Source organism: Micromonospora sp. L31 (genome assembly GCF_052068075.1).
GTDB classification, from domain to species: Bacteria; Actinomycetota; Actinomycetes; order Mycobacteriales; family Micromonosporaceae; genus Micromonospora; species Micromonospora purpureochromogenes.
This window is the reverse complement of record NZ_JBQHDC010000001.1, coordinates 434,111-460,039: the sequence shown is the minus strand read 5'-3', so window position 1 is coordinate 460,039 and position 25,929 is coordinate 434,111. Positions and strand designations below refer to the sequence as shown.

Here is a 25,929-nt window from a genome sequence, read left to right as displayed (position 1 = left end):
ATGGTTTCTCAGAGCACGTCGCCGAGGACGGCGACGATCACCGGCACCAGGCCGGCGAGAATGAAGGCCGGCAGGAAGCAGAGCCCCAGTGGCAGCACGATGAGCACCCCTGCCCGCCGGGCCGACGCCTCGGCGGCGATGGACCGGTCCGCCCGCAGGTCGTCGGCGACCCGGGTCAGCGCCCCGGCGAGCGCGGCTCCACTGCGCGAGGTACGCAACGCGGCGGCGACCAGCCGGTCGGCCCCCGGTACCGCGCCGAGGTGCGCCCAGGCCTCGTCGGGTGCGCCGCCGAGCAGCAGCGTCCGGCCGATCCGGTGGAGCCGCTCGGCCAGCGGCCCGCCGAGGGCGTCGGCGACCTCGAGTACCGAGCGGTCGACCGGTGCGCCGGCGCGTAACGTCGCCGCGAGCAGGTCGGCGGCCAGCGGAAGGTCGGCGGCCTCGCGCAGCCGGCGGTCCCGGGCGGCCGGGGACTCGATCCGCCGGAGCAGCCGGTCCGCCACCAGGGCGGCCACCGCCCCGACGAGGCAACCCGACACCCCGCCGAGCAGGACGGCCACCGCCACTCCGGCCAGCCCGGCACCGAGCCGTACGCCGTCCGGCCACCACGGCGGGCGCCGGTCTGCCGCCGGCCGGACCTGGGGACCCAGTCCCCGCAACCGTCGGGAGGGGCGGACGCCCGGCGCCCGGAGCGCCACCACCAGGGCCGCCGCGACGACGAGAGCGCTGGCTGTCCACTCCTGCCGGTTCATCGGGCGCTCCCGTCCGGCGTTCCGCCCAACCGCTCCGCCCAGAACAGACCACCGATCTGCAACCCCATGGCGGTCACCGCACTGACCGCCCCGACCGGGGTGTGCAGCAGCACCGCCACCGGATCGGCGCCGATGCCGTAGCCCAGGCCGATCCCGCCGAGCGGCAGGGCAGCGAGCAGCAGCGCGGTCGCCCGGGCGCCGGCGGCCTGGGCCGAGGCGGCGGCCAGCCCCCGGTCCAGTGCCCGGGCGTCGGCTTCGACGCGTTCGAGGAGTTCGGCCAACGGCGCACCGGTCCGGTCGGCGAGCCGCACCGCGGCCCGGGTCAGGTTCCCGAGGCGGTCACCGTCGTCGTCCGGCGTCGGGACGGGCAGGCCAGCCCGCAGGTCGGCGGCGAGTCCGCAGAGCTGGTCCAACCTGCGGCGGCGTTCCCCGACCGCGTGCCGGGCCGCCCGCCGCCGGAGCACGGCCCGGGCGCCCAGCACGCCGTACCCGCCGAGAAGGACCCCGGCGACCGGCCCGGCGGCGAGCGCGCCGAGCGCCGCCGCCACGAGCCCGACCAGGAGCAACGTCCGGCGTGGGCGACCCACCAGCGGCGCGAGGAGCCTGCTGAACCGCTGCACGGCCTGCACCCGCATCGGCGGCCGGCCAGTGGTCAACGCGCCCGACCACCGACCGGCGGTGTCGGCGGTCCGGACGCCGTCCGAACCGGCGGCTCGATGGAGGCGGCGGATCTCGCCAGCGCCGAGCCGCAGCGGCTCCACCGGTCGGCGGGAGTCGCGCCGACCGGGCGGCCGGAACGACGGCGACCTGGTCAGCGCCCCCGCCGGACGGGCGAGCCGGCCGCCGGCCATGGGAGCAGGCGTCGGGCCTGCGACGGCCACCGCCACGGTGCACGGGCGGTCGGGAGCCGGCGTGGGCCGGCTCGATCTCGTCCCGACGGACCGGCGCGGGCCGGGCGGTACGACCGCGGCCGGGGCGGTGCCAACCAGTGGCGGTCTCTCCGGCACTTCGGTGGGGGGCCCGGACGCGAGAAGGGCGGCCGGGGCGGCGACAACCGGTGGCGGTGTCTCCGACACTCCGGTGGCGGGCCCGGAAGCGAGGAAGGCGGCCGGGGCGGTGCGGAACGACTCGCCGTCGTGCGGCGTGAGTGCGGGTTGACCGGGTGCGCCGGCACCGAGCAGGGCGCGGCGTCGCCGGCGGCTGCTGCGAACCGGCCAGCCCACCACCGCCGCCGCGCCCACCAGCAGCGCCGCCACCAGCCAGATCGGAAGACTCATGCCGGCCCCGCCGACCCCGGCCACGGCTCGCAGAGGATCGGTGGCACCGGCACGCCGCGGTCCCGCAACAGCGTGCCGAGGGCCCGACCGGCCAGTCCCAGCCCCCGTCCACGTACCCAGGCGGGCACGACGGTGACCAGGCGGTCGGGCCCCTCCGGCAGCAGGAGGCAGATCGACTCCAGCACCCGGCCGCGCGGGCCGCGGCGTACCTGGAGCACCACCTGGAGCGCGGCGGTCACCTGGGCGTGCAGCGCGGCCCTGGGCAGCCCGCCGAGCAGTCCGAGCGCCTCCAACCGGGCCGGCACGTCGGCCGGGGTGTTCGCGTGCAGCGTCCCGGCACCGCCGTCGTGGCCGGTGTTGAGAGCGCCGAGCAGGTCGACCACCTCCCCGCCCCGGCACTCCCCGACCACCAGCCGGTCGGGGCGCATCCGCAGTGCCTGCCGGACCAGCTCGCTGAGCCCGACCGCGCCGGTCCCCTCCACGTTGGCCGTACGGGCCTGGAGCCCCACCACGTGCGGGTGCACCGGGTGCAGCTCCGCGGCGTCCTCCACCAGCACGATCCGCTCGGTCGAGGGCACCAGCCCGAGCAGCGTGTTCAGCAGGGTGGTCTTGCCCGAGCCGGTGCCGCCGGTGACCAGGTACGCCAGCCGGGCGGCGACCACGGCCGCCAGCACCGGGGCGACCGGTCGTGGGACGGTGCCCTGGCGTACCAGGTCGTCGAGGGTGAACGGCCGCTGCCGGAAGGTACGCAGGGACAGGTAGGGGCCGTCGGTCGCCACCGGAGGCAGCACGGCGTGCAACCGAGTGCCGTCGGGCAGCCGCGCGTCCGCGTACGGGGAGCCGTCGTCGAGCCGGCGGCCGGCGGCTGCGGTGAGCCGCTGCGCCAACCGCCGTACGTCGTCGAGAGAGCCGAGCGGCACCGCCACCTGCCGCAGGCCCTCGCCCCTGTCCACCCAGACCCTGGTCCCGTTGACCAGCACGTCGGTGACCTGCGGATCGGCGAGCAGCGGGACGAGCGGCCCGGCGCCGACCAAATCATCGTGGACCCGGTCGGCCATCCGCAGCACGGCGGTGTCACCGAGGACGGCGGCGGTGGGTTCGGCCCGTACGGCGGAGACGATCGCGGCCGGGGTGACCGGGGTGGCACTGCCGGCCATCCGCTGCCGTACCCGGGCCGACAGGTCGTCGGGGTGGCCGGTCATGCCGCACCCGGCACGGGCAGGCCGGTCAGCTCGGTGACGATCCGCCGGCAGAGCGCGGCGAGCGGGCCCCGCCCGGCCCCGGCCGGCGCCTCGCCGCGTTCCAGTCCCCGGCACAGCGCCGGCTCCGGCCGCAGCGTGCCGGCGAGCGGCAGGCCGAGGGCCCGCGCCACCTCAGCCGCCTTCAACCGGCCGGGTGCCGGCCCGCGCACGATCACGCCGAGCGCGGCACAGTGCGGGGCGGCCGCGGCGACCACCCGGGCCGCCGCCGCGGTCGCCCGCAGCTCGGCCGGCACCACCAGGTACGCCTGGTCGGCCGACTGCAACGCGACCACCGCCGCATCGTCGAGCTGGCGGGGCACGTCGACCACCACGAAGTCCCGGCCACGGCGGGCGGCGTCGACCGTGGCGGCCATCGCCTGGGCGGGCAGGGCCAGCAGGTCTCCCCGGTCCCAGGAGAGCACCACCAGGTCACCCCGGCTGGGCAGGGCGCGGACCAACGCCGGCGCGTCCACCCGGCCGTCGGCGTCGGTGAGCGCCGGCCAGCGGAGGCCGTCCAGCTCCTCCCAGCCGAGGACGAGGTCGAGGCCGCCGCCGAGCGGGTCGGCGTCCACCAGCAGGGTGCGCAGGCGGGCCCGGGCGGCGGTGACCGCGAGAGCGCCGGCGAACACGCTGGCCCCCGCGCCGCCTCGCCCGCCGAGCACCGCGACGGTCCGCGCCGGCCCGCCGAACGGGCGGTCGGACCCGCACTCGGTGAACCGGTCGACCAGCCAGGGCTCGGCCGCCGGGAGGGTGGCCACGTGCTCCGCGCCGAGCAGCTCGGCGACGTCCCATGCCGGGTCGAGCACCCCGGTGCGGCCGACCAGGACCGTGCGGGGCCGCCGGGGCAGCCGCGCCCGCAGGCACGCCTGCGCCTGATCCCGGCCGACCAGCACCAGCGGTGCCGGCAGCCACCGGGCGCGGGCGGCGGCGGGATCGGCGGCCAGCTCGACCTCCGTACCGCCTGCGGCGGCGAGCCGGAGCAGTTCGTCGAGGAGGTCACCGTCCGAGGTCACCAGGAGCGGCAGCCGCCGGTGCGGCGGCAGTGAGGTACGGGGTGGCATCGCGGCCTCCAGCAGTCCGGCTCGGGGGTGCTGGCCCAGACCCTGCTCCCCGCACCACCCCGCCCGCCGGCCTCGCACCGCCGCCTGTGGACAACCGCAGGCCCTGTGGACAACCCCCTGGACCGCCGGTCGATCTGCTAAGGGTTCAGTCGGCTTCGTCGACCATGGATGTTCGGCTGCACCCTGACTGGCCGCAAGCAGCGCCGCACAGCGGGCACGTGTCAAACCAACGCGGCGGCGTGGCGTACACCTGGCCGAACGGCCGTCCATCGCCTCAGCGTCGCCGAACAAGCAAAGTTCCACACAAAGTCGGACAGGTCCGATTAGGTGCGCGTGCCGAAAGATCACCTCTTGACGGTTGCCGATCCGCCTGTCGCTCTCTCTTTGATCGTAATGATCAGCATTGACGGGGGAAGAGGCGACTGTGGCGAAGGCAATTCTGGTAAGGCCGAAGTCGGCGTCGCGTGACAAGAGCTTTTCCCGCTCACGGTTTGTTGGTGTTCTGATGGCAACAACCGCTCTCGCCTCCGGCTGCAGTTCCGAGCCCAGCCCAATTGACCGCTTCCGCGAAGACGTCCGGAACGTCCGCGGACATAGCGCTGTGGCGCTGCCGAAGGAACTACCTCCGGCCCTGATCGACGCTTGGGTCCAGTCCAACGAGGCCACGACGAGTGTGAGCTTCTACAGCGAGAATGCTCCCGTTGTGACGGTTTGTGTTGGGACCTCAGACAACTGCCTGAAGATGTCAAACGATGTCGAGATACGGACTGTCCAGGCGGGCTCGCAGCAGGTGGTGGTGTCCCTGGGACGGCGGGAGGAACCATCACCTCCGCCCGTTCTGAACAGCGAGCTTGACGCCTTTTGGTCTAGCGTTTCCCTAACGACTGACATCCCGGAGTGGCTGGCCTCTAAGTGATTCGGGGGCGCTCCAGCCCTTTCCAGCCCATGTCTCTCGAGTGACTTGCATCCCGGCGGACGGCCGGGCGCAACCTCGAGTAGTAGCACCAGGCTAGCGTGACATGCCTGGCAATTGTTTCTTCTATTCGAAGGGTAGCCACTGGCTGAACCTTTCGGGGCATTTGCCGTGGGCAAACGACAGCAGTTTCTCGGATTAGCAATATGGAAAGGAGCACTTCTGTGCGAAGATTGACAGCCTTAACAACTATCACAACTATCATGTCCTCGACGATGGTCTTGGGGGTGGCGGCTCCCGCCGCAGCAGAGGAAGCAGTCACCGTCACGACGGAGTCGGTGGTAACGATGGACAACGCAGCCATCGTTCATGCCGAGCAGTACAAGACAGACACTGCAACCAAGGACGCCGCAACGGCTGAGTACACAGAGGCCCAGGCGGCCGACGGTCGGCTTGTTGACTCCAGCCAGGTGCATGTCGCCGCCGTGGCCTCGGGAATTGCCACGTGGGAGACTGGCTCCAAGATCGACCAAATCGGTCGCAACCGGTATATTGCCACCGATCCGTCTACGGGCGAGCAGGGCGAGATTGAAGACCTGGAGTTGATCGGCGCCGAGGAAGATCAAGTGATCATCATTGAGTCGAGCGTCAACGGCAGTGGCATGACCGCGGCACGCAGTATGTCTGGCGGCACAATGCTCGCGAAGTACTGCCAGACGTGGTCGTACAACGGTAGCAAGGTCACTGGTTGCGTCGAGAAGATGAAGCCGACAAACGACGGCAGTTCCTCGCGCGACTACTACGTCTATAACCGGTGGGGCACGGCCGAGGGCAAGATCGTGGACTGGGCCCCGGACTACCACGTGACGAAGTTCGACATGCGGTCGCGTCCCCACGCGTCCTACCCGTCGTACACCAAGGGCTTGAGCGACTACTTCCCGAACGATCGCAGCGAGCTCTGCGCCTCTTCTTCGGCCACCCTCGGCGCCGGTAGCCTGACGTTCAGCATCGGCGTTACCAACTGCGACGAGAAGTACCCGCCCGGACCCAGGGTGAGAAGGGCCGCCGCGGCTCTGACCGGGCGTGTGGGGATGCGATGCATACGGTCCTCTCGTCTGTCGGACCATGATCGAACGGATCTTGGCCCACTTATCAGTGGGAGCGCCGGCATCCTCCGAGGGGTTACATCCGTCCTGTCTGGACAGCGGGTGACAACCAGCTGGGCGAGCAAACGATTCAACGTCACTTCACCTCGCCAGCGCCTTCCAGCAGCCACGCGGAGGGCGGGCCGGAGCGTGGTTGGATCTCTCGCTTGCAAGTTCTGGGCGCTCCATCCGGGCCGGTTCAGGCGTGTTCCTGACCTCGGCTGGTGGTCCGCCGCCGTCCGGCTCGACCCCTCTCCCGTCTGGCCTTGTTGCTGTCACCATTGGTGTCGACAAATGCTCTCGCCGCTCCACCCACACCCCGGACGACTACGCCGCGCGCATCTTGGGGCCTTCACGCTGCCTGCTGACGATTTGCTGGCTCTAACGACCGAGCCGCCGGCGAGAGCATGGGAGACACCCTGTGATCTGCTCCGGAGCACTTGCCCGGAATAGGGACGACCCCCGTCGGGGGGATGCGGATTCAAGCTGTCGGCTGGTGCCAGCTGGTGGCGTCCCGCATCGACGAGCAGGTGTCGGACCTCAAAGCTTGACGTTCGCGGCCGACCCGCATCGAGGTTCGCGCTGCCTTCTCGCTGCCTCGCTGACGCCCGACACACCGTGCGACGCCTCGGAGCTCGCGATGTGTCGCAATCTCCACATCCGCTGTAGCGGTACCTCCTGAGAGTGGTCCTCTTTTCAATCTCACACCCGGTGGGGCATGTACCTCTACCTTGCGTAGGGACCGTAGGCAGGGTGGGAGGTCGTGTGGAGGAGTACCTGGCCCTTGAGGACCATGGGCTCATCGGCGATCTGCAGACCGCCGCGTTGGTCGCTCGCGATGGCACGGTCGACTGGTTCTGCGCTCCGCGTTTCGACTCCCCCAGCATCTTCGCGGGCTTGCTCGACCGTCAACGTGGCGGGTACCTCCGTATTTCGCCCGACGGCGTCGACTATCTGAGCAAGCAGCTGTATCTGCCCGGCACGCCTATTCTGATCACCCGATTCATCAGCGCGGACGGCGTCGGCGAGATCATCGACTTCATGCCGGTCACCGGCGAGCAGGTCACCGATCAGCACCGGCTCGTGCGGATGGTCAACATGGTTCGGGGCAGCATGCGGTTCCGCATCGAATGTCGGCCCCGTTTCAACTACGGCCGCGACCGCCACGATCTGGAGCTGCAATCCGATGGCGTTGCCTTCCACAGCTCCTCGATGACACTCACCGTCAATCCGGTCCGCCCAGTCGGGCGGCTGGTACACGAGGCCGACGTCCACGCCAGCGGCGGGGACCTGCTCATGTTCGCCACGTTCCGCCAGGGCGACACCGGCGGAATGGTGGTGGAGACCGCCTCCACCCACGACCCCCGCGTCATTCCCGCTGACGAGGTCCAGGCGATGTTCGAGCAGACCCGCGACTACTGGCGCCGCTGGCTCGACCGATCCCGCTACACTGGACGGTGGCGGGAGATGGTCGAACGCTCCGCGATCACCCTCAAACTCATGACCTACGCACCCACCGGTGCCATGATCGCCGCCCCGACCGCCGCACTACCGGAACAGGTCGGCGGCACCCGGAACTGGGACTACCGCTACACCTGGATCCGCGACACCTCATTCTCCGTCCACGCTCTTCTGGGGCTCGGCTTCACCGAGGAGGCGACCCGGTACGTGGACTGGCTCGACGAGCGCGTCCGCGAAGCCGGCGACAGCGGCAACCCGCTGAAAATCATGTACCGCATCGACGGCTCGTCGGATCTGCACGAAGAGGTGCTCGACCACTTCGAGGGCTACCGCGGCTCCGGTCCGGTGCGGATCGGCAACGGCGCGGCCGACCAGCTGCAGCTCGACATCCACGGCGAGGCGCTGTACGCGATGCACCTGGCCGACGAACAAGGCATCCGCGCCTCACACCAGGTCTGGCGCAGCACCGTCAAACTCGTCGACTGGCTCTGCGACAACTGGGACCAGCCCGACGCGGGCATCTGGGAAAGCCGAAGCCACCCCCGCAACTACACCTACGGCCGGCTGATGTCCTGGGTCGCCCTCGACCGCGCCATCCGCCTCGCCGCACGCCACGGCCGCCCCGGCGACACGCGCCGTTGGGCCCAGCAGCGAGACACCATCTACCACCAGATCATGGAACGCGGCTACCACGCCGGCCGCCGCTCCTTCGTCCAGAGCTACGGCGAGGCGGTTCTCGACGCCGCGCTACTCACCATGCCGTCCGTCGGCTTCGTGACATCCACCGACCCCATGTGGCAGTCCACCCTCCGCGCCATCGACGACGAACTCGTCTCCGACAGCCTCGTCTACCGATACGACCCCGCCGCCTCCCCCGACGGGCTACCCGGCGACGAAGGCACCTTCAACATGTGCACCTTCTGGTACGTGGAAGCCCTCGCCTACGCCGGACGCCTCGACGAAGCCCGCCTCGCCTTCGAGAAGATGCTCACCTTCAGCAGCCACCTGGGTCTCTACGCCGAAGAGATCGCCCCGAGCGGCGAGCAGACCGGCAACTTCCCCCAGGCGTTCAGCCACCTTGCCCTCATCAACACCGCAGTCGCCCTCGACGAACTCCTCGACGGCCAGAGAAAGTGAGCCCGGCGTATCCACCGGTCAGCGACGGGGTACGTGGGCGCAGTTCTTTGGCTGGTAATCGCCGGCGACTCGGAAGTCTCCGCAGGTGAGAAAACGATCGTTGAACCGGCCGACGAAGAAGCCGGTGAGTGTCACAGCGGTGACAACAGCTACGACAGCGATCTTGCTTCGGCGGTCGGGCAGGGTGAAGTAGTTCGGTGCGAGCAACCGCGCAACGACCCAGGCAATGATCGGCACCACCGCTACGGTGGCGACGAGCAGGATACGGTCCACGACACGTGAAGCGGCACCTGACTCACTGGCCGGAAGGACAAGCCGCACCAGGGTGAGCAGGAGCGGAGGCGCGAACAGGGCCAGCAGCCAGGGGTGGATCTGCATCCGAGAGCGCATGATCAGCCCGCCCAGCAGCACGACCAGCGACACGACGAGCAGTTGCTGTCGAAATTGGTAGAGGAGCGTGTGGTACGCGCCGAAGGCGAAAGCGACGTGCCAGGCGTACAGGGATGCACCGATGGTGATGGCGAAGAAGCCGCCGAGCCTTCCCCGGCTCGGGCCTGTCTGGTCGAAACCCTTCAACAGGTCGTCTTCTGCCAGCCGACGTCGCTTCGACTCTGCCACGCCGTTTGCTTCCCGCACGGGAGCCATCAAAACGGGGTCTATCGCCGTCCACGGACGTCTGGGCCGCTGCTCGCGTCTTCGGTCGCCCAGCTGGTCATCCAACCCAAGTGTCAGACGTTGAAGCGGAACTTAGAGCGGCAAACTCGTGACCAGGGGCAGCGGCCATTGGCACCTGCTCACAGGGCATGTGAGGCTGTCGCGATTCCACGCTGTGCGCGCGCGTTTGACGACATTTCACGGTGTCTTGTGCCCCCACTGTGCCCCGCGTCCTGCTGCCCACGTTCGCCGCAAGACAAGCAGGCAACCTAGTCCGGGACGGTGTCGCGTGGCGCGTGCCGCTTGGTTGTGGTCTTGCGTCCGGGCCAGTACAACGAGGGTGGGTGCCTCTCGGGGTCCGTGACCTTGTACCGCGCGTCACCGCTGCTCGGCTTGCCCGGGTCGTCGGCTGGCGGGATGGCCCGCGCAACCACCCACGGACCGCAACGCGCCGACGGGTTTGCAGCCATCTCGGAGCCCGAGCGCCCCCGCCGGAGGCGCAGTAACCGCACCCCGCGACCGCCGGCAGCTCGCCGGTGCGGCCGGCGTGCGTTCCCCTACGCCGCGCGGGCTCGTGGCCGCGCGGCCCGGCCGGCTGCCGGCCCACCCCCACCCGGTCAACGATCCTGTCGTTCTGCGGCGGCCCTCCGGGCTTCCCGCTTTCCGCGCCAGCCGACGGGCGTCCGGCGTGACGGCCGCAGAGCGACAGCGGCAGCGGCCGGCGCGCGCCCAGGCGGCGGCGCGTGCGGCCCGTTGCGGGCCGCCTTGAAGACGTACAGAAACTCTGAACAACCTTGCCGGCAGCCAGCCGGATCGTACGTCTGTTCGACTAGATTGTTGCCCGGTGGAGGTACGGGGGCGCTGGTGGAACGGGTCGTGGGGTCGCATGGCCCCGGCGGGACATCTGGCTGCTCTCCGACGGTCGGCTCTGGCGAGTGCGAGGCCGCCTCGGCGGTGACGGAGGGCAGGAAGTCTCGTACGACTTCCCGGACGAACCCTCTGCCCGCTCGATGGTCGAACGGATGATGAAGACCTCGGCCGGCACCTTCCGCGCCTGCTGGCGCGACCCTGCTGGTGGGCAGAAGTCCAGGAGCTTCCGCACGAAGCGGGAGGCCAATGCCTTCCTAGCCGAGGTGGAAGGCAGCCTGAACCGGGGCACTTACGTCAATCCGCACGCCGGCCGTACCCGCTTCGGCGACTTCACTCAGCAGTGGCTCGCCACACGGGCCGTCGAGGCCCGTACCACCGAGCGGACCGTCTCGATGCTTCGCACACACGTCCTGCCGAAGTGGGGTGACTGGCCGCTCGGGAAGGTCGACTTCATGTCGGTGCAGGAGTGGGTGACCGGTCTCGGCCGGGAGCTTGCCCCTACCACGGTGGCTAAGTGCTACCAACTGCTGTCGATGATCCTCCGGACGGCAGTTCAGGCCCGACTGATCGCCACCAACCCCGCCGAAGGGGTGAAGCTGCCCCGTGACCGGTCCCGCGACGTCAAGCCGGTCACGATCAGCCGGGAGGACTTCTTCGGCCGGTTGCTACCCGCCGTCCCACCTCGACACCGGGGCATCGTCTCCGCCGCCGCCGGGGCGGGGCTCCGCTGGGGTGAATGCGCCGGACTGACGTGGTCCTCGGTCGACCTCCACCGGGCATCGCTGCGCGTGGTCCAGGTGGCCGAGGAGACCCACGGCGGAATCGTCCTGCGCCCGTACCCGAAGAGTCGCGCCGGGGTCCGAACCGTGCCGCTGCCCGGCTTCCTCCTGGCCGTGCTCCGCGAGCTGCACGCCGCCGCCGACGATCCGGCCCCGCGCGCGCTCGTCTTTCGCGACCGGGCCGGTCGCCCACTGCGGCGGTCGAACTTCCGCCGCCGGGTCTGGCTGCCGTCGCTGGTTCGGACCGGGCTGCTCGGCCAGGTTCTCAGCGCTGGCCCACACCGGTACCGTGCGAGCTGGCCGGACCGGGAGGGCATCGAGTGGTCGGCGGAGTTCACGACTGAGCGGGAGGCCGTTGCCTGTGTGGCGTCCAAGGCGGCTGGCGGGATGCGGTTCCACGACCTGCGGCACGCCTACGCCACTTGGCTGGTCACTGACGGGGTGCCGATCAACCTGGTGCAGCGGGTCATGGGCCACGAGCAGGCGTCCACGACGCTCAACCGGTACACGCACACCCCGGACGACTACGCGGCCCGAGTCCTGGAGGCGTCCGACGGTTCTGCTGCCTTTCTGCTGCCTCCGGCCGGGGAAACGCCCTCTGAGAGCGCCTTGGATGAGGGCGAGGAGGGTCTGTGAGCTGGGGTGGAGCGCTTAGCCGGAATAGGGACGACCCCCGTCGGGGGGAGACGGGGGTCGTCGGGAGGTTCGGCTCCGGGGGGGTTGAGCCGAACCACTCAGCGGTCACGGGGGGTGCAACCGCCGAGGGCCTGCGAGTTGTCCGAGATATGAATACTCGTCGTGAGGACAAGCATGCCCGAGCAGAGTGTTCACGTCGAGTGGTGTCGACCCCACTCAGGGCGAAAATGTGACCACAGCGTGTGATAGCCGTCACGTAGAGCAGGGGTTGCAACGGCCAGCCCGCAGGTCGGAGGGGCTGGTGACCCCGGGCACCCGCCGACCTTAGACCATCGGGCTAGACTTTCGCGCCGTGGGCCGAAGTGCCGCTTTCTTCGATCTGGACAAGACCGTCATCGCCAAGTCGAGCGCCCTGGCGTTCGGTCGGCCGTTCTACCGGGACGGGCTGATCACTCGGCGTGACGTCGTCAAGTCGGCGTACGCGCAGCTGATGTTCCGGCTGGGCGGCACCGACGAGCAGACCATGGCCCGGACCAGGGACTATCTCGCCACGCTCTGTAAGGGCTGGCCGGTCGAACAGGTCCGCCAGATCGTCGCGGAGACGCTGCACGAGCTGATCAACCCCTACGTGTACGCCGAGGCCGCCGCCCTCATCGAGGAGCACCAGGCCGCCGGCCGGGACGTCGTGCTGGTCTCCGCCTCCGGCGAGGAGATGGTCCGCCCCATCGGTGAGCTGCTGGGCGTGACCGACGTGATCGCCACCCGGATGGCGGTCGAGGACGGCCGCTACAGCGGCGAGGTGGAGTTCTACGCCGCCGGCCCGAGCAAGGTCGACGCGGTCAGCGAGCTGGCCACCGCCCGGGGCTACGACCTGGCCGACTCGTACGCCTACTCCGACTCGTACAGCGACCGGCCGTTGCTGGAGTGCGTCGGCCACCCCACCGTGGTCAATCCCGACCGGGCGCTGCGCAAACTCGCAGTGGAGAACGCCTGGCCGGTGCTGGAGTTCCGGCACCCGATCCCGCTGGGCCGGCGGCTGCGGGAGCGCCCGGGCGTGCCGGTGGCCGCAGCGGCGCTCGGCGTCGGCGTGGGAGTGGCCATCGGCATCGCCTGGTACGGCCGGCACCGCCGCGCCAAGGTCACCCCCATCGCCTGAGCGCACCCGCCGGCGCGCGCGGCCAGGGAGGCGGCAGGGACCGCCGATCGGAGCGGGCAGGAAGGCGGCGAGGATGCCCCGCAGGGGCGACAGAAGCGCGGTCACCCAGTCCGGAACGGATCAGGCGGCGGCGAGGATCTCGTCGCCGATGACGGTGAGCTGGTCGGCGCCCACCTCGACGGCCGACATGTAGTGCCGCAGCCAGGAGCGCAGCCCGTCCGGGGTGCCCGTGGCGAAGGCGCCGGCCGCGCCGACGTACTCCGGCTCCCGCTCCCGGTGCCCGACGTCGACGGCGACCAGCCCGCGCGGGTCGAAGCCGCGGGACATCAGCACCAGCCGGGCGGCGGCGCGGGCCACTACGCCGGACGGGCCGGCGAACGGGCGCAGGTTCAGCAGCTCGCCGTGCACGACGGCGGCCAGCACCAGCGGGGGGACCTTGGTGCCCCCGGCGACCAGCCCGGCGAGGCCGTCCAGCCGTGCGCCGACCACCGGGTCGGCCACCGGACGGCCCAGTTCGTCCTCGGTCACCACGTTGCGGGCGGCGAGCACGTGCAGCTTGGCCAGCGCCTGCCGGGGGGCCTTGGGCCAGAGCTCGGTCAGTCCGGGCAGCGCCCCGGCCACCCGCAGCGCCCCCTGGAGCACCGGCTCGGTGACCGTGCCGGCGCGGACCGTCTCGCGCTCGTGGGCGTACCCCTCGAGGGCGGCGCTGGCCACCGCGGACCGGAGGCTGACCTCGGCCGCGACCTGGCCGCCGTGCCGGCGCAGCGCGCGGTGCCGCATCGCCTCGTCGACCCGCTCGCGGGCCCGCTCGACGGCGGGGGCGATGTCGGCGAGCGCGAGCAGGGGGGCGAGCGGGTCCATGGTCACCCCGCCACGCTAGCGACCCGGCGGCCCCCACCGGCCGCCACCCGCCGGGAACGCGACCCGCGCCACCGCCCCGCGCCGGGCGACTGCGCGACCGCACCCCCGATCGACGCGGCTTGGCGGCATGTCGGGGCCACGAGCGCTGCGGACACCGCGACACGCCGCAAACGGCGCAGCGGCGGGGCAGGCCGCGAGGGCGGGAAAGGGTGCGCTCCGGGCGGCGGAAGCCGCCGGGCGCGCGGTGCGGGCCGCTCGGCGCGTACCGGCCGGACGAGTTGTCGCGGCCTTCCGGGCCCACGACTACCCTCAGCCGGGTAGGAGACGCAGGTCACCCGACGAAGGAGTCACCGCATGAGCGAGGCATTGGCCAACCTGCTGAACGAGACGCGCCAGTTCCCGCCGCCGGCCGCACTCGCCGCGGAGGCCAACGTCACCGCCGACGCGTACGCGGAGGCCGCCGAGGACCGGCTGGCCTTCTGGGAGCGCCAGGCCGGGCGGCTGGCCTGGGCGAAGCAGTGGGACCAGGTGCTCGACTGGTCGAACCCGCCGTTCGCGAAGTGGTTCGTCGGCGGCCGGCTCAACGTGGCGTACAACTGCCTGGACCGGCACGTGGAGGCCGGTCGGGGCGACAAGGTGGCGATCCACTGGGAGGGCGAGCCGGGTGACACCCGCACCCTCACCTACGCGGACCTGCACAAGCTGACCTGCCAGGCGGCGAACGCGCTGACCGAGCTGGGCGTGACCGCCGGCGACCGGGTGGCGATCTACCTGCCGATGATCCCGGAGGCCGCGGTCGCGATGCTGGCCTGCGCCCGGATCGGCGCGACGCACAGCGTGGTCTTCGGCGGCTTCTCCGCCGACGCGCTGACCAACCGGATCCAGGACGCCAGCGCCAAGGTGGTGATCACCGCCGACGGTGGCTACCGGCGGGGCAAGCCGTCGGCGCTGAAGCCGACGGTGGACGAGGCGGTGGCGAACTGCCCGTCGATCGAGCACGTGCTGGTGGTGCGCCGCACCGGCGAGGACGTCGCCTGGTCGGCGAAGGACCACTGGTGGCACGAGACGGTGGAGACCGCGCCGGCGGAGCACACGGCGGAGGCGTTCGACGCCGAGCACCCGCTGTTCATCCTCTACACCAGCGGCACCACGGCCCGACCGAAGGGCATCCTGCACACCACCGGCGGCTACCTGACCCAGACGGCCTGGACGGCGCACGCGGTGTTCGACCTGAAGCCGGAGACGGACGTCTACTGGTGCACCGCCGACATCGGCTGGGTCACCGGGCACTCCTACATCGTGTACGGGCCGCTGGCCAACGGCGCCACCCAGGTGATGTACGAGGGCACCCCGGACACCCCGCACAAGGGCCGGTTCTGGGAGATCGTCGACAAGTACCGGGTCACCATCCTCTACACCGCGCCGACGCTGATCCGCACCATGATGAAGTGGGGCGAAGACATCCCGGCCGGCTTCGAGCTGTCCTCGCTGCGCCTGCTCGGCAGCGTCGGCGAGCCGATCAACCCCGAGGCCTGGATGTGGTACCGGCAGCACGTCGGCCGAGGCGAGCTGCCCATCGTGGACACCTGGTGGCAGACCGAGACCGGCGCGATCATGATCTCGCCGTTGCCCGGCGTCACCGCGGCCAAGCCGGGCTCCGCGATGACCCCGCTGCCGGGCATCAGCGCCGACGTGGTGGACGACCAGGGCAGGTCGGTGCCGAACGGCGGCGGCGGCTACCTGGTGCTGCGCGAGCCGTGGCCATCGATGCTGCGCACCATCTGGGGCGACGACAACCGGTTCATCGAGACGTACTGGAGCCGGTTCGAGGGCATGTACTTCGCCGGTGACGGGGCGAAGAAGGACGACGACGGGCACATCTGGCTGCTCGGCCGGGTCGACGACGTGATGCTGGTGTCCGGGCACAACATCTCCACCACAGAGGTGGAGTCGGCGCTGGTGTCGCACCCGTCGGTCGCCGAGGCGGCGGTCGTCGGCGCCACCGACCCGACCACCGGCCAGGCGATCGTCGCGTTCGCCATCCCGCGCGGCACGACGGACACCGCCGGCGAGGCGGGCGAGAAGCTCATCACCGAGCTGCGCAACCACGTGGCGAAGACGCTCGGGCCGATCGCCAAGCCCCGGCAGATCATGCTGGTGCCGGAGCTGCCGAAGACCCGCTCCGGCAAGATCATGCGCCGGCTGCTGCGGGACGTGGCGGAGCACCGTTCGCTGGGCGACGTCACCACGCTCCAGGACTCCTCGGTGATGGAGCTGATCTCCTCGGGGATGGGCGGCGGCAAGTCCGACGAGGACTGACGGCAGGCGTACCCGATCGGTGGGTGACGGTCCGCGCGGACCGTCACCCACCGTCGTTTTCTGACGGGTACGGCGCGGCCCGTGCCGTCGGCGTCACATCGGTCGGTCGGATGAGGCAAGAGAAGCTGAACGGCCACAGGAGACGTCCACCCCTGTCGTTCATTGTCTTTCTGATTTAGTTTCACGCAGGTCAGGTCGGTTCGATGGACATCACATCGATACAGTGCGCCGGCCGACTCCTCCCTCCCCATGCCCGAGAATTGGAGCGGCATGAACACATCTCCGCAATCCGGGTCGCGTCGACGCCTACTCGTCGCGCTGCCCGCCATCGCCCTCGCGGCCACGTCACTGACCGTGACGAGCAGTGCGGCGGCCCAGACGTCCAGCCCCGCCAGGGCCACCATCGGGGCGGACGAGTTCTACATCAACTACGCCGAGCCGGCCGTCCAGCCGGACAGCGACGGCCGCGAGGTCAAGGGCAAGGGTGGCATCCACGCCCCGGCGGTCGAGCAGGCGCGGACGTACGACCGCAAGTTCGCTCGCGGTAACCCCGTCACGGCGCGGCAGCTGGCGAAGACCGAGGCCGAGGCGATCAAGACGGGCAAGAACCCGCGGCAGATCAAGCAGGCCAAGGGCACCCAGACCGCCAAGCTGTTGACCCTGCTGGTGGAGTTCAACGACCAGGCGAACGACGACTTCACCGACGTGATGGTCCCCAAGACGGTCTTCGAGGACCGGAGCTGTGTCCTCGGCACCGTGCAGAACGGGCCGAAGCACAACAACATCCCGGACCCGGGCGGCCTGCCGCACGAGGACAACAACTCGATGTGGGTGCCGGACTTCTCCCCTGAGCACTTCGACAAGATGCTCTACACCAAGGAGGGCATCACCGAGCGGGTCCGCAAGGACCTGACCGGGCCGGACGGCAAGCCGGGCGTCGACATCGCCGGGCGCACCATGCACAACATGTACCTGGAGATGTCCAAGGGCGCGTACACGGTGGACGGGCAGGCCAGCCCGTGGATCACCGTGCCGCACTCCGAGGGCTGGTACGCGGCCTCGCGCTGCTTCCAGGACGAGAACGGCAACTGGGTCGCCGGGCGCCAGCAGTCGATGAACGGCCACCCGGAGAACCCGCAGGGCGCGGGCCGGCTCGCCACCGACGCGGTCGACACGCTCGCGAAGATGGACCCGAACTTCCCGTGGGCCGACTACGACATCGAGGACCAGGGCGACCGCGACGGTGACGGCAACGTCTTCGAGCCGGACGGCGTGATCGACCACCTGGTGCTGGTGCACGCCGGCCAGGGCAAGTCCCGCGGCGGCGGCGCCGAGGGCGTGTACGCCGTCTGGGCGCACTCCTCGTCGGTTCCGGGCGGCTACCGGATTCCGGGCACCGACCTGCAGGTCTCGAACTACATCGTGCAGCCCGAGGACGCCGGCGTCGGCGTCTTCGCCCACGAGTTCGGTCACGACCTGGGCCTGCCGGACCTCTACGACACCTCCGGCAACGCCGACTCGGACGTCGACTTCTGGGACCTGATGGCCTCCGGCTCGCACTCCGGTGAGATCTTCCAGGCGCTGCCGACGCACATGGGCCTCTGGGACAAGTGGGTGCTCGGCTGGGCGGACCCGCTGAACGTCAACCCGGGTGCCACACCGCGTGACGTGCAGCTGGGCCAGACCTCGCGGACCCCGGTCGGCACCAAGGACGGCATCAAGGTCAACCTGCCGAACAAGGTGATCACGCTGGCCACGCCGCACAGCGGCGCGAACATGTGGTACACCGGCGCCGACCAGGACTGGGCCGACGTCAAGCTGACCCGTTCGGTGGCGGTGCCGGCGGCGGCCGACGCGAAGTTCTGGATGTGGAACAACTACGTCATCGAGGAGGACTGGGATTTCGGCTTCGTCGAGGTCTCGACCGACGGCGGTGCCACCTGGGCTGAGCAGAAGGTCTACGACTCGACCGGCAAGCTGGTCTCCACGGACGACGGCTACGCCGACCGGAACGGCCGGATGGTCGACTTCGGCAACAAGAAGTACGGCCTGACCGGTGACACCCACGGCTGGCGGCACGACTACGTCGACCTGTCGGCGTACGCCGGGCAGACGGTGCAGCTGCGGCTGCGCCAGGCGACCGACGAGGCGTTCCTGGAGCGCGGCTGGTTCGCCGACGACTTCTCGGTGACCGGCGGTGGCGCCACCACCTGGAGCGACAACGTCGAGGGCGGAGCCAACGGCTGGACCCAGACCGGCGGCACCTTCGTCGACACCACCGGCCCGGGCTGGCGGATCGACGGCGGCACCACCAACCAGGCGCACTACTACCTGGCCGAGTGGCGCAACTTCGACGGCTTCGACAACGGCCTGAAGTACGCGTACGACACGGTGTACTCGCGCGACGCCTGGAAGGTCGACAAGCTCTCCTACAACGCGCCGGGCATGCTGGTCTGGTACCGGGACACCGCGCTGGGCAACGTCAACCACGTCACCGCGCAGATGACCGCGCTGCCCAGCTACGGCGCCAAGGGCGGCCTGCTGATCGTCGACTCGCACTTCGACCCGTACCGCCGCCAGGGTGAGGCGGCCGTCAAGGACCCGTCGACGCTGGACAACCTGCCCAGCCGGCCGCAGTCCGCCAACGCGGCCTTCTCGCTCAAGCCCACGTACGGCTTCAAGGAGTGCCTGGAGGCGGCGAACGAGCCGTACAGCGAGTACTGCACCACGTTCGGCGCCCAGCCGGCGGTGCCGGGCTTCACCGACGCCAAGGGCTGGTACCCGGGCATCGAGGTGCGGGGCGGCTCGCTCTTCAGCCGGGACAACGACGCCTCGGTGGTGATCCCGTCGAAGGGCAACGTGCCCTACACCACCCGGGTCACCAACCCGGACGGCAGCCCGGCCACGGGTCTGTACGGCACGAACCTCGGGTTCACCGTGCTGGGCTCGGGCAACCCGGGTGACCAGGGTGCCGCCTACGGCGTCACCATCACCATCACGCAGACGGCGAAGGACAACTCGTACGCCACGGTCCACGTGACCCCGGCGAACTGATCCGTCCCGATTCGTCCGACGGGACACACGGCGGGGCCCGTCCGGAGCACACTGCTCCGGACGGGCCCCGTTCGTCTTACGCCCACGATCCGCGTTCGACCGATCCCGTGACATTTTCCAGTGGTCCGACGGTTCCCCAAAGGGGATCTCGCAACTTCGCGCACCTAGAGTGATCATGGCCAGGACGTGAATCGATCTCTTCCCGCTGCGACTTGTCCGACGCCGAACGCCGTCACCACCACACCCACGACCCGATACGGCACCGACACCGCGACCGCCTAGAACCGGGTCTATCCCAGGCTGACCGCCGCACCTGCTGGCTCGAACACGAAGGCGATCTGCCGATCATCGAAGGCACCCTGTCCGGGCTGCGAGTCGAGCACCTGCCCGGCGACCGCCACCCGAGACCGGTCTGGCTGTGGACCTCCATCCCCACGGCCACCGCCGCCGACACCGACCGCGCCCGACAGTCCTACCTGCGCAGATTGAACCTCGACACACCTTGCCGGCTGCTCAAACAGACACCGGGCTGGGCCCGGCCCAAGATCTGCGAACCCGAGACCGCCGACCGCTGGATCTGGCTGATCATCGCCCTGCCACACCCCAGCTACGCCTCGCCCGCGGCCTCGCCACAGACCTGCACCGCCCCTAGGAACGACCCACCGACCCCGGCCGGCTCACCCGGCCGGGTCCGCCGCGGGTTTCGCCACCACATCCACCCGAAGACCGTCCACCCCGCACCAAAACCCGCCAAGCCCGGACCAGGACGTCCCCGAGGCTCGAAGAACCGGCAGCCCGCGCCCGACCACGACGTCAGCAAGACCGTGAAAAGGGACCTGTCCGTCACAGCGATGCGGGGAACGGACAGGTTAAATGACAAGCTCAGTCGGCGATGTCAAGCGTCACCGGTCCACCGGCGCCACCGTTGTCGTCGAGGCACGAGTACGTGATCGTGTCTGCTTCATCCGGCAAGACCGCGGGCGGAACAATAAACATTCCGTCGAAAACCTCCCGAACTATCGGATAGTTCGGGAGGTTTTCAAGTCTGACGGAGGCCGAGCCCGGGCAGGAGCTGGCAACGACGACGACACCGAACACCCGGGAGGCGGCCGTTGCCGCCAAGCCATGGCACGCGGAGCTTGTTGCGATCTCCGTACCGTCGCCAGCGGCTTCGCTGACCCGCCAACAGCGAGACGAGCTGGTCTTGGCCCCGTCCCCAGTCCCAGTGCCAGCGGTCTGAAGGGACACCGTATGACCGCCGGGAAGAACCACCTCTGCCGCTACGGGCGACCACCTCTCGTGGCCACCATCATCCCGACCTGCTCCGTTCGACGCGGGATCCTCGGAACAGCCCGACATGACAGCCAGTACTGCAGCGAAGCCCATGGCGACGCTCTCGACACTTCTCACCGCAGGTCCCTTCATCCAGCGATCAGATCACGAACGGGAACCGGCCACCGCATGCCGGCTCATCGCACACAAGCGCGAGGTGGATCTGGCTGAGCGACGTGCCATCCTGAGCGCTGTCCGAGCAGAGGTATCCGCGGCACAGACCCTGGGCCTCCCAGCGCTGCCGCGGAGTCCACCGGGTCCGCTCGATCCAGCTTCCGATCGCCGAGGCAGGGATCGAGGGCTCCCCTGACGTGCAGGCGCTTCCCTCTTCGCAGGGACCTACTCCGTAGACACTGTCTGCGATGCGATGCCGCTTCACGATGGCGATCGCCTTTGCCGTCGCCGCATCGTCGTTTAGGTATCCACCTGCGATGGCCAGCATCGCAGCGGCATCCATCGATTCCGGGCCACCGCTTTTCTGACGTTGGGCTAGAACGCCCTCGGCCACCCGCCGCTGCTCCTCGCCACCCACCGTCACGGCAACGAGCATGTCCACGAGTTCGTACCCGGCGCTCGGCTCGCTCGACGCGTTTGCCCTGTCCGGCGGGTTGACCTTGGCAGCCTCGGCAACCCGGGAGAGCCGGGCCGACGCCACATCGCGGGCGCCCGGCGGCAGCGAGGCGGCTGCGAGCATCGGTACCCACAACTGCTGGATACTGGCATCGAGCTTGGTCGCGTACGCACTCGTTCCGCCCAAGAGGTCCGCGACGTCGAGTGCGGCACGAGTCGCTCCCAGCGTCTCGTAGGGGTCGACGGCTGATCCGAGGACCCAACCCGCACGCGTGTACGGCCGGTGCACTTCGGAGCTCACCGTCCGACATCCCAGTTCACGAGCATAGAAGGTGCCCTGGGTGTCAGCGTCCGCCCGGTTGGGCAGCGTGACGGTGCCCTTGGGGGTGACCAGTTTGGCGCACATGTCGGCGGGCACTGAAGCGCGCGGCTGACCCAAGCTGGATCGCACGGATTCAAGCTGATACCGGGCGCCCAGCCAGGAAACGTCGAGGGCCGACGGCGGTATGGCGTTGAGACTGTTGAGGACGGCGGAGGACACCCTCATCGCATCCACCGGCGAATCGCTTTCGCTGCGACCCATGGTGAACACTTCCAGCAGAGGTATGGCGGTGGTGACGGCTTCCTCAGGGGTGAGCTTGCCCGACAGTTTCGCCAATTCGGAGCGCGCCTCGCGCATCGTCGCCTCGGGTACGGGCAAGCCTACGTCCCGCATCGCACGCACGGCTGCCGCCGTACTACCCCACGAGCCGCCAGCACCGGGGTCGGGAGCAAAGAGGTGCCCGTCCCGCAACTTCTCCAGCCTCGCTGCCGTCGCCTTAGGGTCCAGACCGTTGCCCACGTACTGCGAAATGCCGGTCGCAAAACTGATCTGAGCGACCTGCTGCAGTGGCGACGAGCCCAGTCCGGTCCCGGCAGCCACCTGGACCCACGGCCGGATTCTGGCCGAGTCCACACCCGGCGGGAGCCGGCCGTCGCGCCACCTCAACTGCCAATATGTTTCGTACAGGGAGAACGGAGAACGCGCTGTGCTCCACGCGTCATCGACGAAATAGTGGTTATTTCCAGGTCCTATGACGAAGGAGTCGGCAAGAAGCGCCGCCACGTCATCCTTCGTATTCACAGGCGCTATGGCGGACGGAGGGGCGTCGACAGCGGCTGCCGTTACGGCGGACGCAGCGCGGTCGACGGCGGCTGGCGTTTTGGCGGCATTGCCGGAGCAGCCGGTAGCGAACGCCAGGAGGAGTGCGGCGCCCGCGAGAGCCCACCGCTTGCCGCCATTACTGTGGCCACATCGCATCAATGATCTCGCCCTAACTTCCTTGGCAACGCAACCGCGGGTCTCGGCCCCGATACGGCCGAGACCCGCAGCTGCTACTTCACATATCCGTCTACTAGGGCAGGGCGACGCTGCTGTAGGCGTCGGTCGTGTAGAAGTTGCTACCGAACCCGTAGGAACCGTGCACCTCGTACTTGACCTTCTGGACCCGGCCGTCGTTCACCTTCAGGTACACGTGCTGGACGGAGTGGTTGACCCGCCACGTGTTGTTCACGGTGTTCGAGTACGAGATCCGGCCGCTACCGTGGTTGACGGTCCCAGAGGGAGAGCCGCCAAAGCTCCAGGTGAACGCCAAATAGTCGATGTCCCAGACGTCCCTGTGCTTGATGCTACTGGCATTGTAAGGGATCGAGCCGCCCCACTGTGAATAGGACGTAGTGTTGTAGTAGTCGGCCTTCCTGTAGCAGCACCCGGTGATGGTGTAGACATCGACGAGAGCTTTTCCGTAGGACTTCAGAAGACCGGCCTTGCCACCCGGCGGGGTGATCGTACGGCTCGCCGACTTGTAGATGTTGAACTTGCAGGGGGGTGTATAGACGCTGCAGTGGCTGGCGGAGTTGCTTCCGACATAAGTTGACTGGGTGGAATAGGTGCCGCTGACCTGACTGGGCGCCGAAGTCGCCTCCGGATCGGGCTGGTACTCCGGGTCATTCTCCACGGCCGGCTCCGGAGGGAGTTCTGCATGACCGGGGCCGGGGTCACGCTCAGGCGTGGTCCCAGGCTCCGGACCCTCCGCCCCTGCCGGACCCTTGTCCTTGATTGAGGGATCGGGAATCGTAACGGTGACGACTCCAGGCTCGTCGACGATTGTCACGTCGGTCGAATAGGACGCCGGCCCAGCCACAGCCGGCGCGGGTACCGCAACAGCCCCAGCGAGAGCCATCATTCCAAGAACGCCTACCACGCCAGACAATCTGGCCGCCTTTTTGATCAAGGCTTCTCCACTCCGTTCCACTTGGGAATCGACCGAACCGCCTTCGAAACGCCTCACAGATGAGTTGACACGGATAGCGCAACCAATTGCTTTCGCGGCAACCCGGCGGGATACGCAGAACTTAACAGTCTCTTTATTGAGACGGTGCCCCCCGTCTGACACGACAAGCGATGGCTGCATGACCTACGGTGATCATGCACTGTGCGTTAGCGAAAATGTCCGCTTCCCGCATCGGTGCACCCTCAAGATCACGATCAGTAGCGGGTAACGAATGGATAACTACGGGCATGTGGATGCCAGTCGAACCTAGGTTTCGGCCGACGACCGCGGCGAGCAGAGATTGAAACGCCCACCACGGGACCACCAGAGCCCCGGCAAGGTCGTGGAGGCTGTCCGGCTTGAGATGGGTGGTCTAGACGCGCCGGAGCGGGACGCTACAGGGCGCCCACGACCCCGTCTGAAGATCATCGAGGTTCTCTTCGCCTTGTTGATCTATCCGAAATGAACCATGCCCGCATTGCGACTCATCGCTGATCTCATCGTTGTTCGAACGCGCCGGCCGCCGTCGGCGTACCCGGTCCACCGCTGCACTCCTCGCGGCCCTGGGCGGGCCTGCCCGATGCGCGTGCCCGCCGGGAAGTACGACACGCGCCGACCAGCGTGGTCGCGGCAGCAGTCCGCGCGGTCGTGGCCAGCTACCGCTCCTACACCGCGATCGGCGACGCCATCTGATCGCACCGCTGGACGGAGTTCCCGAACCTGGCCGCCAGCGCCGGTCCGGGCGCGAACTAAGGCCGACGGTGTGCAGATCAGTGACACCGGCATGTGGATCCGTGACGTACACCACAGATCCGGAGGACGGCGGTCTGGGCGTGTTCGCCCACGAGTACGGCCACGACCTCGGTCTGCCGGACTACTACGACACCGCCGGCGGCGACAACGGCGTCGGTTTCTGGAGCCTGATGGCGTCGGGTTCGTGGCTGGGCCACGGCACCGAGGACATCGGTTCGACGCCGGGCTACATGGACCCGTACTCCAAGCTGTTCCTCGGCTGGTTGAACTACTCGACCGTGGAGTACGGCAAGGGCAGCACCCAGGTGACGCTCGGGCCGGCCGGCGACAGCGACGGGCCGAAGGCCCAGGCGGTCGTGGTCAACCTGCCCTCGCAGACCCAGACCACCTCGTACAACACCCCGTTCGGGGGCTCGTACGAGTGGTGGGGCGGCAGCGCGGACGACCTGAACAACACGCTGACCCGTCAGCTGGACCTGACCGGTGCGACGTCCGCGTCGATCACCGCGAAGGCGTCGTACGACATCGAAGAGGACTACGACTACGTCTACGCCGAGGTGTCCACCAACGGTGGCGCCAGCTGGACCTCGCTGAGCAACTCGCTCATCGACGCCGGTGAGACCGGCGTCGACGGCTCCACCAGCGGCAACTGGGTCGACCTGACCTACGACCTGTCGGCGTACGCCGGGCAGACCGTGCAGTTCCGCTACCGCTACCAGACCGACGGCGGCGTGCACCTCGCCGGCGTGTTCCTGGACAACGTCTCTCTCGTCAAGAACGGCGCCACCGCCTGGACCGACGACGCCGAGACGCTGGACGCGGCGTGGACCGCGAAGGGCTTCACCCGGATGACCGGTTCGATCACCGACGTGTACCCCCGCTTCTACATCGCGGAGAACCGGACCTACTTCGGGTACGACGACACGCTGCGGACCGGTGGGTACAACTACGGCTTCACCAACACCCGCCCGAACTGGGTGGAGCGCTTCTCCAACCACCAGGGCATGCTGGTCTGGTACGTGAACTACGCGTACGGCGACAACAACACCTCGCAGCACCCGGGCTACGGCCTGAACCTGCCGGTGGACGTTCGCCCCGACAAGATCAACGTCGGCGGTCAGGGCACCATCAGCAACCGTCGCAACGGCTTCGACGCGACGTTCAGCCTGTACGCCAAGCCGGCGCAGACCTTCCACCGCAACGGTGTGCCGGTCACGCTGCCGGAGCTCGCCCCGAACCCGATCTTCAGTGACAAGGGCATCGCCAAGTACTGGACCTCGGGCAACGCGTGGAACTCGGTCAAGGTGGCCGGCACCGGCACCACGATCCAGATCCTGAAGCAGGGCACCAACCCGACCGACGACATGGTCGTGAAGGTCAGCAACTGACCAATTTGTTAACAGTGGGGCCGGTGGCGGTGACGCCACCGGCCCCCTTGTTTTGCATCCGCCGCAATCTGATCGAAATATGTCACTATGATCCACCGCTCGCGGATCCGCCCTGCTCAACGCATTGATGAACCGCACGGGTGTGACGGTGAAAAGCATTCCCAACAAAATCTTGCAACAAATCGACGCGTCCGTCTTCCCACGCGTCGCAGGAGTGTCTATCTTCACCATCAGTCCCACTAGTGGGACGACTTCACCGGC

16 protein-coding genes are annotated in these 25,929 nt (G+C 69.1%); 7 read left to right on the top strand and 9 right to left on the bottom strand.

Translation table 11 applies throughout. From position 1 onward, the window contains the following. Positions 1-8: 8 nt before the first annotated feature. From ACTMS9_RS02250 to ssd, 4 genes are read right to left on the bottom strand one after another with little or no spacing between them, the layout of a single operon-like run. On the bottom strand, positions 9-749 hold the full coding sequence (locus ACTMS9_RS02250) for a type II secretion system F family protein (protein WP_441143006.1): 741 nt from the start codon (positions 747-749) through the stop codon (positions 9-11). Next, entirely contained in the window at positions 746-2,026 is a 1,281-nt protein-coding gene (locus tag ACTMS9_RS02245) for a hypothetical protein (RefSeq protein ID WP_441163991.1), read from the bottom strand. Before ACTMS9_RS02245 ends, ACTMS9_RS02250 begins: the two co-directional genes overlap by 4 nt. Further along, positions 2,023-3,228 carry a TadA family conjugal transfer-associated ATPase gene (locus tag ACTMS9_RS02240; protein ID WP_441163990.1) on the bottom strand — a complete coding sequence of 402 codons (1,206 nt, stop codon included), beginning with the start codon at positions 3,226-3,228 and terminating at the stop codon, positions 2,023-2,025. Before ACTMS9_RS02240 ends, ACTMS9_RS02245 begins: the two co-directional genes overlap by 4 nt. After that, positions 3,225-4,280, bottom strand: a complete 1,056-nt coding sequence (gene ssd, locus ACTMS9_RS02235; protein WP_441143998.1) for a septum site-determining protein Ssd — start codon at positions 4,278-4,280, stop codon at positions 3,225-3,227. The genes ACTMS9_RS02240 and ssd overlap by 4 nt, the downstream gene beginning before the upstream one ends. Before the next feature lie 1,224 nt (positions 4,281-5,504). Here ssd and ACTMS9_RS02230 point away from each other — a divergent pair. Both ACTMS9_RS02230 and ACTMS9_RS02225 read left to right on the top strand, forming a co-directional pair. Further along, complete coding sequence (locus ACTMS9_RS02230) at positions 5,505-6,839, top strand: hypothetical protein (protein ID WP_441163989.1); 1,335 nt, start codon at positions 5,505-5,507, stop codon at positions 6,837-6,839. Between the two features lie 312 nt (positions 6,840-7,151). Beyond that, a complete protein-coding gene (locus tag ACTMS9_RS02225; protein ID WP_441143012.1) occupies positions 7,152-8,984 on the top strand; it encodes a glycoside hydrolase family 15 protein in 1,833 nt (610 codons plus the stop codon). An 18-nt stretch (positions 8,985-9,002) separates the two neighbouring features. Here the strand turns inward: ACTMS9_RS02225 and ACTMS9_RS02220 are convergent, their stop codons facing one another. Beyond that, a complete protein-coding gene (locus tag ACTMS9_RS02220; protein ID WP_441143014.1) occupies positions 9,003-9,602 on the bottom strand; it encodes a hypothetical protein in 600 nt (199 codons plus the stop codon). Positions 9,603-10,660: 1,058 nt separating this feature from the next. Here ACTMS9_RS02220 and ACTMS9_RS02215 point away from each other — a divergent pair. Then, entirely contained in the window at positions 10,661-11,923 is a 1,263-nt protein-coding gene (locus ACTMS9_RS02215; RefSeq protein ID WP_441143016.1) for a tyrosine-type recombinase/integrase, read from the top strand. Between the two features lie 352 nt (positions 11,924-12,275). After that, the gene (locus ACTMS9_RS02210) at positions 12,276-13,079 is read left to right on the top strand and encodes an HAD family hydrolase (RefSeq protein WP_441143018.1); all 804 of its coding nucleotides are present in this window, start codon (positions 12,276-12,278) and stop codon (positions 13,077-13,079) included. Positions 13,080-13,199: 120 nt separating this feature from the next. On the opposite strand, the gene ACTMS9_RS02205 is transcribed toward ACTMS9_RS02210, so the two are convergent. Beyond that, positions 13,200-13,946: an oxidoreductase gene (locus tag ACTMS9_RS02205; RefSeq protein ID WP_441163988.1), complete on the bottom strand. Its 747-nt coding sequence runs from the start codon at positions 13,944-13,946 to the stop codon at positions 13,200-13,202. A gap of 348 nt (positions 13,947-14,294) precedes the next feature. Here ACTMS9_RS02205 and acs point away from each other — a divergent pair, with 348 nt between their 5' ends. Together acs and ACTMS9_RS02195 are read left to right on the top strand one after the other, a co-directional pair. Then, entirely contained in the window at positions 14,295-16,259 is a 1,965-nt protein-coding gene (acs, locus tag ACTMS9_RS02200) for an acetate--CoA ligase (RefSeq protein WP_441163987.1), read from the top strand. Positions 16,260-16,529: 270 nt separating this feature from the next. Further along, a complete protein-coding gene (locus ACTMS9_RS02195) occupies positions 16,530-19,313 on the top strand; it encodes an immune inhibitor A domain-containing protein (RefSeq protein WP_441163986.1) in 2,784 nt (927 codons plus the stop codon). Positions 19,314-20,195: 882 nt separating this feature from the next. Here the strand turns inward: ACTMS9_RS02195 and ACTMS9_RS02190 are convergent. The 3 genes from ACTMS9_RS02190 to ACTMS9_RS02180 form a co-directional block, all read right to left on the bottom strand. Further along, complete coding sequence (locus ACTMS9_RS02190) at positions 20,196-20,723, bottom strand: hypothetical protein (RefSeq protein WP_441163985.1); 528 nt, start codon at positions 20,721-20,723, stop codon at positions 20,196-20,198. A 22-nt stretch (positions 20,724-20,745) separates the two neighbouring features. After that, positions 20,746-22,320, bottom strand: a complete 1,575-nt coding sequence (locus tag ACTMS9_RS02185; RefSeq protein WP_441163984.1) for a hypothetical protein — start codon at positions 22,318-22,320, stop codon at positions 20,746-20,748. A gap of 289 nt (positions 22,321-22,609) precedes the next feature. Beyond that, a complete protein-coding gene (locus ACTMS9_RS02180; protein WP_441163983.1) occupies positions 22,610-23,488 on the bottom strand; it encodes a hypothetical protein in 879 nt (292 codons plus the stop codon). An 833-nt stretch (positions 23,489-24,321) separates the two neighbouring features. Between ACTMS9_RS02180 and ACTMS9_RS02175 the strand changes: the two genes are divergently transcribed. Beyond that, positions 24,322-25,668 (top strand): M6 family metalloprotease domain-containing protein, encoded by a 1,347-nt coding sequence (locus ACTMS9_RS02175; RefSeq protein ID WP_441163982.1) that lies wholly within the window; start codon positions 24,322-24,324, stop codon positions 25,666-25,668. Positions 25,669-25,929: the final 261 nt, after the last annotated feature.

Coding starts and splice junctions, on each gene's coding strand:
- ACTMS9_RS02250 (WP_441143006.1), bottom strand. CDS start 749: ATGAACCGGCAGGAGTGGACAGCCAGCGCTCTCGTCGTCGCGGCGGCC.
- ACTMS9_RS02245 (WP_441163991.1), bottom strand. CDS start 2,026: ATGAGTCTTCCGATCTGGCTGGTGGCGGCGCTGCTGGTGGGCGCGGCG.
- ACTMS9_RS02240 (WP_441163990.1), bottom strand. CDS start 3,228: ATGACCGGCCACCCCGACGACCTGTCGGCCCGGGTACGGCAGCGGATG.
- ACTMS9_RS02230 (WP_441163989.1), top strand. CDS start 5,505: ATGTCCTCGACGATGGTCTTGGGGGTGGCGGCTCCCGCCGCAGCAGAG.
- ACTMS9_RS02215 (WP_441143016.1), top strand. CDS start 10,661: ATGATGAAGACCTCGGCCGGCACCTTCCGCGCCTGCTGGCGCGACCCT.
- acs (WP_441163987.1), top strand. CDS start 14,295: ATGAGCGAGGCATTGGCCAACCTGCTGAACGAGACGCGCCAGTTCCCG.
- ACTMS9_RS02195 (WP_441163986.1), top strand. CDS start 16,530: ATGAACACATCTCCGCAATCCGGGTCGCGTCGACGCCTACTCGTCGCG.